Genomic DNA, 14,337 nt, shown 5'->3' with positions numbered 1-14,337 from the left:
TAGACTGAGTAAAAGGTTAATAGGCGGAATTGATTGTCAGCACATCGTTCAGGATGGCAAATCCCGTTTGCCATCTGCCGGCGCCGGGCCCCACCATGGTCACATCGCCCAGCAAATCGGTAGTGAACGTAAGGGCGTTGGTTGCACCCATCACACCTGCAAGCGGATGGGTCAGGTCGATCATTTCCGGAGCTACCGAGCCGGTCACCTTTCCATCCTTCTTTTCGACCGTACCGATGAGTTTCCAGCGCTTTGCGTGTTCTTTGGCTGTGCGGATATCCTGTGGTGTGATTCCTGTGATCCCCCTGCAGGGCACATCATCGATGGTAAGCTGGCCATCCAGGACTACGTTGGCCAAAATCGTCACCTTGCCCCGGGCATCATACCCTTCCACGTCACCGGTCGGATCGGCTTCGGCATAGCCCAGTTCCTGGGCTACTTTCAATACCTCTGCATAAGACATTCCCTTCTCCATCTCCGTCAGCATATAGTTGGTGGTTCCGTTCAGGATGCCCCTGATTTTGGTAATTTCACAACCTGCCAGCGGCCCGCCTGCCAGGTTCAGGATGGGAGTGCCTGCAACCACCGTCCCCTCGATCCTGAAATGCAATCCGTTTTTATAGGCCAGTTTCATCAGCTTGGCGTAATGCAGCGCCGCGGGTCCCTTGTTGCTGGTCACCACGTGCTTGCCCGCTTTCAGAGCCTCCTTGCAGTGCGTAAAGGCAGGTTCACCCGTCTTCAGATCGGTATAGGTGAGCTCACAGACAATGTCTGCTTTGCTCTTTTTAATGAGCGTAAGGGTGTCCCATTTGGTTGCATCCTTTGAGAATTGTTTCTTTGCTTTGGCTTCCTCAAGCAGGAGCGGGACATCAAGCCCTTTGGGATTGTAAACGTTGCCATAGGCCTTGTCGGCAATCCCGACGACATCCCATTTAAAACCATACTGCTTTTTCAGATATTCTTTTTTATTGAGGAGTATTTCACAGAACCCCTGGCCGACGGTCCCGAAACCGATGATGACGATGCGTTGTTTCATACTGTTTAAATTGTCAAGTTGTAAATTGTTAAATTGTTGGCCCCTCCCCATCTGGGGAGGGGCTGGGAAGAGGTAGGTTACCCCAGTTTTGCCGACGAAGCACCTCCTGCGGAGTATTCCGGGGAGGTAAAATGTACCTTTGTTCCGTCAAGAACGGAGAGGGCCTGGTCCAGGTCATCAATCACGTCGTCAGCGTGTTCTGCTCCGACACATAACCGGATGAGGTTTGCCGGGATATCGGCCAGCTTTCTTCCCTCTTCTCCCTGCTGGGAGTGGGTGGATATGGCAGGTATGGTGGCAACGGATTTGATCCTCCCCAAATCGGTAGCTCTCCAGATCCTTTCAAAGGCATCAAAAACGTCACGTGTGGCCTGAGCCCCTTCTTTCACACGGAAGGACATCAGGTGCCCGTAACGGTTTACTTTCTTGCCGTATAGCTCATCGTATTCCGAATCCACCAATACAAGGTATTTTTTGGCAATCTCATGCAGGGGATGGGACTCCAGCCCCAGGTAATCAACCTGTTCAATATGCTTATGTCCCTGCAGGAAACGGGAAACCTTCATGGTGTTTCGGCTCATCAGATCCATTTTTGAACGCAAGGTCCGGATGTCATTCAACGTCAGGATGCAGTTCATCGGCGACAAGTTCGGACCATTGTCGCGGTTGGGAAGCTGTTTGAGGTATCCGCAGAAATCTGCTTTCATTTCAGGATTATCGATCGTGGAAGTCAGGTTCTTTCGGGCGATGACCGCGCCGGAGACTCCGAATCCACTGGTTGTTAATGACTTGGTCGCCGACTGGATGACAATGTCGGCACCCCAGGTGAGGGGTCTTAACAGCGCGGGACTGGCAACCGTGGCATCCACGATCATCGGGATGCCGTGACTGTGAGCAAGCTCGGTCACTTTTTCCAGATCGAAGAATGCCTGTCCCGGATTGCTGGGCATTTCACCATACAGGAAGCGTGTATTTTTGTCGATCAGGGAAGCCCATTCGTTAATATCATTCGAATTGACCACCTTGCGCCATTCAATGTGCCTCTCCTTATCTTTACGGATCGAGAACTGTTGGAATGTACCGCCATAAACCTGACAGGTAGCCACAAAGTTGATCGGGGCATTGGGATGATGTGGATCCACCGATAAGAATTGCTCAACCGCGCACTGGATGGCTGCCATTCCTGAAGATGTGGCCACGCAGGTCGTTTCAATTTCCGCGCCATATCCTTCCAGTAAAGCCAGAACACCCTCCAGGTAAAACATACTTGGGTTGGCAATGCGGGAATAGCACCAGGTGGGAACCTCATATCCCAGCGCAAGTTCCATTTCATCCGCATCACGGTAAGCCTGTGAGGAGGACATGTAAATTGGTTCGATGATCGAACCCTGATTAAAATCCAATGCCTCCTGCATTGAATAAACACCGTGCACAGCAATCGTATCAAACCGGAGCTGCTTCATTCGCTTCTGATAGGCAGCATGCCACTGGCCTGACCGCCTGGCTGCATCCCTGTAATAATCTAATCCTTTGGAATTCATATGATAATGTTTAAATGGTAAGTGGATAACAAAGGTATAAAATTATTCCAATCAGCAAGTCAGTTTTCGTTTCATCTCCTGGGTGTATTTTCTTTCTTCACAGGGTAACCAATGACGGTGATTCCGTTTTAAGATCATGGATCAATTCTCACAGGTAACATTCAGTTTCATCCGAAAGAAGGAAAAAAATAGCTACTTTTGCATCTTCAAAAAAATCATGACTGTATGAACTATGATCTCATTGTCATTGGCAGCGGTCCGGGCGGATACGTTGCAGCCATCAGGGCATCCCAGCTGGGTCTGAAAACAGCTGTGGTTGAAAAAGCTGAACTGGGTGGCATATGCCTGAACTGGGGATGTATCCCAACGAAAGCCTTGCTAAAAAGCGCCCAGGTCTTCCAATATACGATGCATGCGGCCGACTATGGGATCCAACTCAAAGAAAAGCCTGAGGCCGATTTCCAGGCCATCATCAAACGCAGCCGGTCCGTGGCCGAGGGAATGAGCAAAGGCATTCAGTTTTTATTCAAAAAAAACAAGATTGACGTAATCGAAGGATTTGGTGTCATTCGCCCGGGGAAGAAGGTGGATGTCACCGATGAGTCGGGAAAAGTGACGACATACAAAGCACCGCACATCATCCTTGCCACGGGGGCCAGGTCAAGAGAGCTTCCAAACCTCATCATTGACGGTAAAAAGATCATCGGTTACCGCGAAGCCATGAATCTTCCGGAACAACCCAGATCAATGATCGTGGTTGGATCCGGTGCCATCGGCTCTGAATTTGCCTATTTCTACAATACCCTCGGAACAAAAGTGACGCTGGTTGAGTTATTGCCGGAGATTGTTCCACTGGAGGACTCGGAAGTGTCGAAACAGCTCGCACGCTCCTTTAATAAAGCAGGGATCAGCGTCTTGACCTCTTCATCCGTTGAATCCGTCGAGACCGATGGCAAGCAATGCAGGGCAACGGTGAAGACGCCCAAAGGGGAAGAGATCATCGGGGCCGACATTGTCCTGTTGGCCGCGGGAATCAAATCAAACCTGGAAGACATTGGCATTGAGGAGGTTGGGATTCAGGTGGAGAAAGACAAGATCAGGGTGGATGAGTTCTACCGCACGAATGTGGAAGGATACTATGCCATCGGCGACCTGGTTCCCGGACCGGCCCTGGCCCACGTTGCCTCTCACGAAGGGATCACCTGTGTGGAGAAGATCGCCGGGCGTCATCCGGAGCCAGTCGATTACAGGAACATTCCGGGATGCACCTATACCCATCCTGAGATCGCCTCGGTGGGGTATACCGAAAAAGCTGCAAAGGAAGCGGGGTATGAGATCAAGGTGGGCAAATTCCCTTTCACCGCCTCCGGGAAAGCCAGCGCATCAGGTGCCAAGGATGGATTTGTCAAGGTCATCTTTGATGCAAAATACGGAGAATGGCTGGGCGCTCACCTGATCGGTGAGAATGTGACGGAAATGATTGCTGAAGTGGTCGTGGCCCGCAAGCTGGAAACAACCGGGTACGAGATCCTGAAATCCGTTCACCCGCATCCCACCATGTCCGAAGCAATCATGGAGGCGGTGGCGGCAGCGTATGGGGAGGTTATACATATATGATATTCATTGTCAAACTGTTCAATTGTTAAATTGTCGACTGCCTGCTGGCAACGATCAACCGTCAACTGATCATTCATGCAAATAATTAAAGCTGACATACCCGATGTACTGATCATAAAGCCTGATTTCTACCGCGACAGCAGGGGCTACTTCTTTGAATCCTTCAACAAGGAAACCTTTGCCAGGAATGGATTGTTGATGGAGTTTGTTCAGGATAATGAAAGCAAGTCAAAAAAAGATGTGATCAGGGCACTGCATTTCCAGGTCCCTCCCTTTGAACAGGGAAAACTGGTACGGGTGGTCAGGGGTGCAGTACTTGACGTTGCAGTTGATCTCCGGAAAAATTCACCCTGGTACGGGAAATGTACCACAGTGGTGCTCACCTCACGGAACAAATGGATGTACTGGATCCCTCCCGGATTTGCACACGGATTCCTTGCCCTTAAGGATGGAACCGTGTTTTCCTACAAATGCACACAGGTATACAGCAAAGAACACGAAGGGTGCATCCGCTGGAACGATCCTGATCTGAACATACAATGGGGAACGTCCAATCCTTTGGTCTCCGGCCGGGACAATCAGGCTCCCTTCTTCAAGGATTTTGAAAGTCCTTTTTCATTTTGATGCATTCGGTAGCATCAGTACGCATAATTGAGAGGAAATGAGCAAGGAACCGACCAAGATACAGAAAAACACCCGCAAGGACTATCTGGAAATATTCGGTGCACGGGTTCATAACCTTCAAAACATTGATCTGCGCATTCCCCGCAACCAGCTGACGGTCGTCACCGGCTTGAGCGGCAGTGGAAAATCCTCACTGGCGTTTGATACCATCTACGCGGAAGGTCAGCGCAGGTATATGGAAACATTTTCGGCGTATGCCCGGCAATTCATCGGCAACTTTGAACGTCCGGATGTCGATGAGATCACCGGTCTCAGTCCGGTCATTGCCATCGAACAGAAGTCCACCAACAGGAATCCGAGGTCAACCGTTGGGACGATCACCGAGATCTATGATTTCCTCCGTTTACTCTATGCCCGTATCGGGGAAGCATATTCCCACGTTACGGGTGAAAAGATGGTCAGGTACACCCCCGACAAGATACTGGAGCTGATCCTTAAAAAATTCACCGGCAAGCATATCGCCGTATTGAGCCCGGTGGTCAAGGGACGTAAGGGGCACTACCGTGAACTCTTTGAACAGATCCGCAGGCAGGGATTCCTGAAAGTCCGCATCGATGGCACGCTGCAGGAAATTACGTTCGGAATGCAACTCGACCGTTACAGGATCCACGACATTGAAATCCTGATCGACCAGATCCAGGTGCAAGAGAACTCGGCCAGGCGCATACAGGATGCCTTGCAGCTTGCTGTGAAGCACAGCAAAGGCCTGATCCAGATCCTGGACCTGGAAACGAACGATCTTCAGTACTACAGTAAGCTTTTGATGTGCCCAACCTCCGGCATCTCCTATCCCGAACCCGAGCCCAATACGTTTTCTTTCAATTCGCCCTATGGTGCCTGTCCTCATTGCAGCGGACTGGGAACCATCTCGGAGATCGACATCCGGAAGATCATCCCGGATGATACAAAAAGCATCAAGAAGGGCGGGCTTGCACCGCTCGGGGAGTACAAGCAAAACTGGATCTTCCGCCAACTGGAAGCCATCGGCGAAAAATACGGCTTTGCGCTCGATACCCCGATCCGTGACATTTCCGAAAAAGCGGTCAATACCATCCTGTATGGTTCCGATGAAATGTTCAGGGTAAAAAATGAGTACCTGGGCATATCGTCAACTTATTCCCTGACATTCGACGGGATCGTCAATTTCATCCAGAACCAGGATACGGAAAACAGCTCACAAAGCCTGAAGAACTGGCTTAACGGATTTATGAACAAAGTGGATTGCCCGGAATGCAACGGAACCCGTTTGAAAAAGGAGTCGCTTTTCTTTCGCATCCACGGTAAAAACATCGCTGAGCTGGCCAATATGGACATCATTCAGCTTGATCAATGGTTCCAGCAGGTTCCGGAACACCTGGATCCAAGGCAGCAGACCATCGGTCATGAGCTGATCCGTGAGATCCGCTCCCGAATCCGCTTTTTGCTGGATGTCGGGCTCGACTACCTGACGCTGAACCGGGCGGCGAGAAGCCTTTCAGGTGGCGAGTCGCAACGTATCCGGCTTGCGACGCAAATAGGATCTCAACTGGTCGGCGTGCTCTATATCCTGGATGAACCAAGCATCGGGTTGCATCAACGGGATAACCAGCGTTTGATCCACTCGCTGAAAAAACTTCGGGATATCGGAAATTCCGTCATTGTGGTTGAACACGACAAGGATACGATCCTTTCCGCCGATTTTGTGGTGGATATCGGACCGGGAGCAGGCCGGCACGGGGGAAAAATCGTAGCAACGGGGACCCCTGAGGAAATGATGGGCTGTGATACGATCACCTGCCAGTATCTGAGCGGGAAAAAAGAGATCCGGATACCGGAGAAAAGAAGGGTGAAGAATGGTAAATACCTGGTTTTAAGCGGTGCAAGCGGACACAACCTGAAAAATATCACGCTGACGCTACCCCTGGGGAACCTGATCTGCATAACGGGAGTGTCGGGAAGCGGAAAATCCTCCCTGATCAACGAAACGCTCTACCCCATCCTGAGCAGGCATTTCTACCGTTCGAACATCAAACCCCTCCCCTATCAATCCATACAGGGACTGGAGCTGATCGACAAGGTCATCGAAATCAACCAGGCACCCATCGGAAGAACCCCCCGTTCCAATCCTGCAACCTATACCGGTGTTTTTGATGAGATACGCCACCTTTTCCATCAGCTGCCTGAATCCAGGGTCAGGGGTTATAAACCCGGAAGGTTTTCATTCAACGTGAAAGGGGGGCGCTGTGAGACCTGCAAGGGAGCCGGCGTGCGGATCATCGAAATGAACTTCCTGCCGGATGTCCAGGTCGTTTGTGAAACCTGCAATGGAAAACGGTACAACAGGGAAACCCTCGAGGTCAGGTACAAGGGTAAATCCATCTGCGATGTGCTCGACATGACCATCAGCCAGGCCGTGGAATTTTTTGAAAATATTCCATCCATCATTCAAAAGATAAAAACCCTGAACGATGTCGGCCTGGGTTACATAACGCTGGGACAGCAGTCTACAACCCTGTCGGGAGGAGAGGCACAAAGGGTCAAACTTGCTGCCGAACTTTCAAAAAAAGATTCGGGAAGCACACTGTATATTTTAGACGAGCCCACCACGGGACTTCATTTTGAAGATGTGAATGTGCTGATGAACGTCCTGAACAAGCTGACCGATAAGGGAAATACGGTCCTGATCATTGAGCACAACATGGAGGTGATCAAAATGGCGGATTACATCATTGATCTTGGGCCGGAAGGCGGTGAGCGGGGTGGCTATGTCATCGCCAAGGGAACGCCGGAGGAGCTGGTCCACCAGCCGGAAAGCTATACAGCGCAGTTTTTGAGGGAGTATCTGTGGGGAAGGCACAAAGGCATAGAGGCATAGAGGCATAGAGGCACAAAGGCACAGAGGCACAAAGGCACAGGGGCACAAAGTATTGATGAATAATAAATTACGAATAAAATTATTGGATTATGATAGTAGAGAATAATGGGATGGAGCTGGAGGAGCTGGGTGAGGAACAAAAGATCCGCATGGCTTTTGAGCCAAAAAGCTGGAATGAGGTCAAAACCCAGGACTCCTGGGCAGTTTTTAAGATCATGGCCGAGATGGTCGACGGATTTGAATCCCTGGCCAGAATCGGGCCGTGCGTCAGCATTTTCGGATCTGCCCGCGCCAAGCCTTCTGACAAGTACTACCGGCAGGCAGAAGAAATCGCCTATTTGCTTACAAAACAGGGTTACGGCATCATCACGGGAGGTGGTCCGGGCATTATGGAAGCTGCCAACAAGGGAGCACATTTCGCCGGAGGAAAATCAGTCGGTCTGAATATCGAACTACCCTTTGAACAGGTCCCCAACCAGTTCATTGACCCTGACAAGTTTCTGTCATTCAATCACTTCTTTGTCAGAAAAGTAATGTTTGTCAAATATGCCCAGGGCTATATCGTGATGCCCGGAGGCTTCGGCACCCTGGATGAGCTATTTGAAGCCGTCACCCTGATCCAGACCCACAAAATGGTTAAATTCCCCGTTGTGATGGTGGGAATCGAATACTGGAAAGGATTGATCGATTGGATCGAAAATAAGTTGCTCCTTGAAGGAAAGATCAATCCGGATGATATGAACCTGTTCAGGCTGGTGGATACAACCGAAGATGCCGTCAGGGAAATCGTGGATTTCTACCAGAAATACGCACTGAAACCCAACTTTTAAGGGTTGTCAGTGTTTGACGAACTTTCCAACCCCGAAAGCGCCCCTTTCATTCCTGGCAACCAGGACATAGACTCCCACGGGCAGGCTGTCAATTTTCACGGTTTGAATCCCCTTCGCATCTGCTTTGAAAATCCTGACCTCCCTTCCCAGAAGGTCTAAAACCTGAATCTGATAACGCTCGCCTGTGGCGGACCCGCCAAATTCGATGTTCAGGATATTTATGGCAGGATTGGGATAAAGCCTGATAGCGGTGGAATTTTTCTGAATCGCACCGGTACTGAGCGGAGGCGGAGTGACTCCTCTGTAAAGCGTAAGTCCCCCTGAATAATTACCTGCCATAAGGTCCGGAAATTCATCGTCATTGAAGTTCCAGACAGCCAACCCGGTGCGCGATCCTTCATCAATGAACAGATAGTGATCGGAAACCTGTGTGAAGTTACCGGAAATGCTCTCTTCAATGTCCTTGAAATAAAAGATGTGACCGAATTCGGAGCCAACAAACAATCTGTAGGCATCACCTGCTTCAAAAAAGCAGGGTGTGCTGAAACCATCCAATGACAGATTTGCATCGGTCACATCCACTCCCCCGAGTTGACTGGTTATCAGGGTAAAAACGGGAGATGCCTTTGTCCCTGAATTCCGGTAATAGCTGATCGTACCGTCACGTTTACCAATCACCAGGTCGGTCAAACCGTCCCTGTCGAGGTCGATCAACTGGGGGGTACTGAATGCTCCAACATCAATTCCCTGGTAATTCAGGACAGGTTCAGCAAAAGACGGCACCTGTCCCGGCCCGGCAAGGTTCTCCAGAAAAATGAGCGTTCCTTCACCGTTTCCGGCAATCAGGTCGATATCGTCATCATCATCCAGATCGGCCAGCGCCGGATAAGCACCCTGGATCATCAGGGATGATAAATCACCGAAATCCCTGTCTGTCAGGCTGAACGAGGGAAGACCGTTTGTTCCCGAATTCAGGAACAATGCCAGTTGTGAACGATAGACAAGGTAAAGGTAGCCAAGGCTGTAGTAGGTTGTATCGAGGTAACCAAAATTTCCAACGACCATATCCTGCAGGCCGTCCTGGTTCACATCACAGATGACCGGGTAGGCACCCGCACCCAGATCGATCATCTCTTCCTGAAGAAAATCATCCTGTGTAAAATGGAAAACAGGGGCATCATTCGATCCCAGGTTCCTGTAAAGCCAGACACTGTTGAGATTTTCAGTCCGGTCGAGGCCCGGATCAAAAGGAGACACCAGCAGATCCCGGACACCATCGTTATTGATATCAATATAAGCACAGACCGGCATTGACATCAGCTCTATTCTTTTTGTATTGAAAGGAAACAAGGTATCCTGACAGGTCATGTGGGCTGAATCGGGTGTACCTCCGTTGGTCAGCCCGATGACGGTTGCATAATCAATATCGCCCACCAGCAGGTCCTTATCCTGATCAGCATCCATGTCCAGTGCAAGCAGGGTGGATCCGGCATGACGGTCGGAGGTGTTATCCGGCAAACGGCCCTGACAGTCAATATTCAGTGTCAGGATGTTGGATAATTCATTCTCTTCAAAATGACCCCAGCATAATTCAGTCAGTCTGAAATCCAGGCTATCCGGGATCCCGTGCTTTTCGACCGAGAGGTTCCTGTGATAATTAAGGTATTTGCCCAGGGTAAAAAAATTCAGGATGTCCAGGTCGCCATCCGTGTCAATGTCTGAAAAGACAGGATAATCATCCGGCAAGGCAAACAGATTCACGTAGCCTGAGTAGTAATAGGAATAGAGCAGGGATTCCTCCAGGGCAAACGTAAGGGCTGTATCCGATACATTCTTATAGATCCTGATCCCGCCGGTGGTATAGGTGAACAGGTCATTTTTGCCATCCCTGTTGTAATCCACAAGGTTCATCCATTCCCTGATGCCGGGAAATCGTTCCTGATATTCAGGTGCATAAATATAACTGGTCTGATTCATTCTCCCCTGGTTAATAAACGGGAGGATCCTGTTTCCATGCCGGTCAAATACAACCAGATCAATGATCTCATCCAGATTGAGATCGATTTCGGTGAACTGACACGCATTGAGCCCTCCCAGCCAGGGTTGCCTGAACAACAGTTCATTGCTGTTTTTTACCGGAATTGAAAAATCCTTCCGAAAGCCAAAATCCTCCTTTTCCCTAACTATTTCCTGCCCCGTAGTCATCACGTCCTGGGCATGGGCCTTCCACGCCAGAAACAAAGTCAGGCAAAGCATCCCTGTCAAACTGACCAAAAAATATCTTTTCATAGGTCCGGTTTAAAACTCCTCCGCAACAAATATAATCAATATACCCCACAACTATGCGTAACAACAGATAACCATAAATAACAACAGATAACCACGAATAACCATAAATGACCATGAATGACTATAATTGATCCTCATTTCCAGCTGCAATCGCTCTTTTTTCACCGAATTTTCTTCTCATTATTTTATTGTTTAATTGCAAATGGTTTACTAATTTTGCAGGCTCAAAAAAATAACCTGTTTTTAATTAACCATTAATCAACGTCACATGCAGAACAGAGGTGCGATTGCGACTTTTGCTATCATTCTCGCCCTGGCAAGTTTGTTTCAGCTTTCTTTTACTTTCTTCACCAAATCAGTGGAAAAGAAAGCAAAAGCGTACGCAAAGAATGAGCAGGCAGCTACGATAGCCCAAAAACTGGCTAAAGGGGATATATTACGGGAAAGTTATTTCATGGATTCATTGTCAAAAGTCAGGGAAAGGCACTACCTGGATTCAATGGCCAACGAAACAGTTTATAACATACTTTTAAAAAAATACACCTATCAGGATTGCAAGGAGAGAGAGGTTAACCTGGGTCTGGACCTCAAGGGAGGGATGAACGTGATGATGGAAGTATCGGTCGTTGATATCATCAGGGGCTTATCCGGCAACAGCCAGGATCCAACGTTCCTTCAGGCCATGAGCCTGGCTCAACAGAAGCAGCGGAACAGTCAGCGGGATTTTGTGGACCTTTTTCAGGAATCGTTCGAAGAGGTTGATCCAAATGCAAGGCTGGCAGCCATTTTTGCTTATGAGTTCAAGAATCAGGGAATCACCACCACTTCCACCAACGATGAGGTCATCAAGGTGATCCGGGATGAAGCCGAACGGTATATTGACCAGTCCTACCAGATCCTTCGCACCCGTATCGACCGGTTTGGCGTCGCCCAGCCCAACATTCAGCGAATGGCGCAGCAGAGCCGTATCCTGATCGAACTTCCCGGCATCAAGGAACCTGAACGTATCCGTAAACTGCTTCAGGGAACGGCCAGTCTGGAATTCTGGGAAACTTACAGTTTTACCGAACTGGCACCTTATTTCACGGAAGCCAATCAGCGTTTAAGTGATATTACGCTGGCTGAATCAGGTGAAAAACCAGCAAGTGACACAACAGCTGCAGTGGATTCAACATCAGTTATCGCTGAAGGTCAACCTGATGCAACCATCCCGACCGACACCAGCCTGTTGGCACAGGACACCTCCTCACTGGAAGACCTGATCGCCTCGGATACCTCCAAAAAAATAACACCTGGCGAGGATCAATCACGTGATGAGTGGGCAGAAGAAAATCCGTTGTTCAATTACCTGTCTCCGGCTTTTTACCAGCAGGATGGAAAGATGTATGCCTCCGACGGGGCTGCCGTAGGTTACGCCGCCATCAAGGATACCGCTGTCGTCAACCAGATGCTCAAAAAGACGGAAGATCTTTTTCCAAGGGACCTGAAACTTGCCTGGTCAGCCAAGCCGGAAAGATGGCAGACGGGGGATATTTTGACGCTTTATTCCTTAAAGATCACCACCAGGGATGGTTCTGCCCCGCTTGGGGGTGATGCCATCACCAACGCGTACCAGGATTATGACCAGAATGGCCAGGTGGAAGTTTCCATGTCGATGGATGCCGAAGGCGGCCGTATATGGAAACGCCTCACGGGCGAAAACATCGGCAAACAGGTCGCCATCGTGCTGGATGATTACGTACGCTCAGCCCCCAATGTGAAATCAGAAATTCCGAACGGACAGTCTTCCATCTCCGGTGGTGGAATGGAAGTGGAAGAGGCCCAGGATATTGCCAATATCCTGAAAGCCGGTAAAATGCCGGCTCCCGCCCACATCGTCCAGGAAGAAGTGGTTGGACCCTCCCTGGGCCGCGAAGCGGTCCAATCGGGTGTCTACTCTTTTTTCATTGCCTTTTTGCTGGTACTGATCTATATGATCCTGTACTATAACAGAGCGGGACTTGTGGCTGACCTTGCGCTGATCACCAATATTTTCTTCATGTTCGGCATCCTTGCCTCCCTGGGTGCCACCCTGACCTTGCCCGGAATCGCCGGGATCGTATTGACCCTCGGGATGGCCGTTGATGCCAACGTTATCATTTACGAACGTATCCGTGAAGAAATCAGGGCCGGAAAGGGAATCCGGCTGGCTATCACCGACGGATACAAAAATGCCTACTCAGCGATCATCGACGGGAACGTAACCACGCTGATCACCGCGGTAATCCTGTACATTTTCGGTTCAGGTCCTGTCCAGGGTTTTGCTACCACGCTGATCATTGGTATCCTGTCATCCCTGTTCTCAGCCATCTTCATTTCGAGGATCATTTTCACCTGGATGCTCAACAAAAACAAAAAGATCACCTTTGCCAACCAATACACCCTGAATACCTTCACCAACCTTCATTTTGACTTTGTGGGTGCCCGCAAAATATTCTATGCCGTTTCAGGTATTGTTATCGCACTGGGAATCGTCTCACTGGTAACCAGAGGAATGGATTTTGGGGTTGATTTCTCCGGAGGAAGAACCTACGTGGTCAGGTTTGACCAGAATGTCAGAACTGACCAGGTGAGAGGTTCGCTGGAAAAAGTCCTTGGTTCGGCACCGGAAGTCAAAACTTTCGGACCGTCCAGCCAGGTAAAGATCACAACCGATTACCTGATTGATAATATCTCCACAACGGGTGACTCCCTAGTGGAAGCAAAGATCTTTGAGGGGGTGGCCGGTTTCTTCCAAAAGCCGATTGATTTTCAAGCATTTTCAGAAGATACGGATGATAAGATCGTCGGGAAGCTCAGTTCACAGATGGTCGGACCAACCATTGCAGATGACCTGAAGGTCAAGGCGGTCATGGCCGTGTTTTTTGCACTGATCGGCATCTTCATCTACATCGCCATCCGGTTCAAAAGATGGCAGTTCGGGCTGGGAGGCGTTGCCGCTCTTGCCCACGACGCATTCATCCTGATCGCACTTTATTCCATGTTCCATAATATTCTGCCCTTTGCAATGGAAGTTGACCAGGCATTCATCGCCGCCATTTTGACGATCATCGGGTACTCCATCAACGACACGGTCATCATTTATGACCGGGTACGCGAATACATCACGCTGTATCCAAAAAGGAACCTGAAAGACAACATGAACGGAGCCATCAACAGCACCATCGGCCGTACGATCAATACGGCAGGAACAACCCTTGTGGTGTTGCTTGCCATGTTCATCTTTGGCGGAGAATCGATCCGGGGATTCGTTTTTGCCCTTGGCGTCGGGATCATCGTTGGAACGTATTCATCTGTCTTTATCTCGGTCCCGGTCGCTCATGAACTGGCCAGCCTGAAACTTAAAAGGAAAAAAGTTCCCGAACTGAAAACAGCAAAAGCATAAATACAAAGCTTCCCATTGAAGCCCCGGAATTTGAACTTAAGATTATTCCGGGGCTTTTTTTA

General features: G+C 49.5%; 8 protein-coding genes. 5 read left to right on the top strand and 3 right to left on the bottom strand.

From position 1 onward, the window contains the following. Positions 1–16 precede the first annotated feature (16 nt). A complete protein-coding gene (locus PKI34_10015; GenBank protein ID HNS18143.1) occupies positions 17–1,036 on the bottom strand; it encodes a homoserine dehydrogenase in 1,020 nt (339 codons plus the stop codon). A gap of 77 nt (positions 1,037–1,113) precedes the next feature. Continuing rightward, positions 1,114–2,577, bottom strand: a complete 1,464-nt coding sequence (locus PKI34_10010) for an aminotransferase class I/II-fold pyridoxal phosphate-dependent enzyme (GenBank protein HNS18142.1) — start codon at positions 2,575–2,577, stop codon at positions 1,114–1,116. 225 nt (positions 2,578–2,802) lie between these two features. Here PKI34_10010 and lpdA point away from each other — a divergent pair, with 225 nt between their 5' ends. From lpdA to PKI34_09990, 4 genes are all read left to right on the top strand, one after another. After that, entirely contained in the window at positions 2,803–4,194 is a 1,392-nt protein-coding gene (lpdA, locus tag PKI34_10005) for a dihydrolipoyl dehydrogenase (protein HNS18141.1), read from the top strand. Between the two features lie 75 nt (positions 4,195–4,269). Beyond that, positions 4,270–4,818, top strand: coding sequence for a dTDP-4-dehydrorhamnose 3,5-epimerase (rfbC, locus tag PKI34_10000; protein HNS18140.1), 549 nt, complete (start codon positions 4,270–4,272; stop codon positions 4,816–4,818). Between the two features lie 37 nt (positions 4,819–4,855). After that, complete coding sequence (gene uvrA / locus PKI34_09995; GenBank protein HNS18139.1) at positions 4,856–7,732, top strand: excinuclease ABC subunit UvrA; 2,877 nt, start codon at positions 4,856–4,858, stop codon at positions 7,730–7,732. 89 nt (positions 7,733–7,821) lie between these two features. Further along, on the top strand, positions 7,822–8,562 hold the full coding sequence (locus PKI34_09990; GenBank protein HNS18138.1) for a TIGR00730 family Rossman fold protein: 741 nt from the start codon (positions 7,822–7,824) through the stop codon (positions 8,560–8,562). A 6-nt stretch (positions 8,563–8,568) separates the two neighbouring features. Here PKI34_09990 and PKI34_09985 read toward each other — a convergent pair whose 3' ends face one another. Then, positions 8,569–10,851, bottom strand: a complete 2,283-nt coding sequence (locus tag PKI34_09985) for an FG-GAP-like repeat-containing protein (protein ID HNS18137.1) — start codon at positions 10,849–10,851, stop codon at positions 8,569–8,571. A gap of 268 nt (positions 10,852–11,119) precedes the next feature. Between PKI34_09985 and secDF the strand changes: the two genes are divergently transcribed. Then, positions 11,120–14,275, top strand: a complete 3,156-nt coding sequence (gene secDF / locus PKI34_09980; protein ID HNS18136.1) for a protein translocase subunit SecDF — start codon at positions 11,120–11,122, stop codon at positions 14,273–14,275. The last annotated feature ends 62 nt before the right edge of the window (positions 14,276–14,337 follow it).

This window comes from Bacteroidales bacterium (assembly GCA_035342335.1).
Lineage (GTDB): Bacteria > Bacteroidota > Bacteroidia > Bacteroidales > JAGONC01 > JAGONC01.
This window is presented reverse-complemented; position numbering and strand designations above follow the sequence as displayed.

Coding starts and splice junctions, on each gene's coding strand:
- PKI34_10015 (HNS18143.1), bottom strand. CDS start 1,036: ATGAAACAACGCATCGTCATCATCGGTTTCGGGACCGTCGGCCAGGGG.
- PKI34_10010 (HNS18142.1), bottom strand. CDS start 2,577: ATGAATTCCAAAGGATTAGATTATTACAGGGATGCAGCCAGGCGGTCA.
- lpdA (HNS18141.1), top strand. CDS start 2,803: ATGAACTATGATCTCATTGTCATTGGCAGCGGTCCGGGCGGATACGTT.
- rfbC (HNS18140.1), top strand. CDS start 4,270: ATGCAAATAATTAAAGCTGACATACCCGATGTACTGATCATAAAGCCT.
- uvrA (HNS18139.1), top strand. CDS start 4,856: ATGAGCAAGGAACCGACCAAGATACAGAAAAACACCCGCAAGGACTAT.
- PKI34_09990 (HNS18138.1), top strand. CDS start 7,822: ATGATAGTAGAGAATAATGGGATGGAGCTGGAGGAGCTGGGTGAGGAA.
- PKI34_09985 (HNS18137.1), bottom strand. CDS start 10,851: ATGAAAAGATATTTTTTGGTCAGTTTGACAGGGATGCTTTGCCTGACT.
- secDF (HNS18136.1), top strand. CDS start 11,120: ATGCAGAACAGAGGTGCGATTGCGACTTTTGCTATCATTCTCGCCCTG.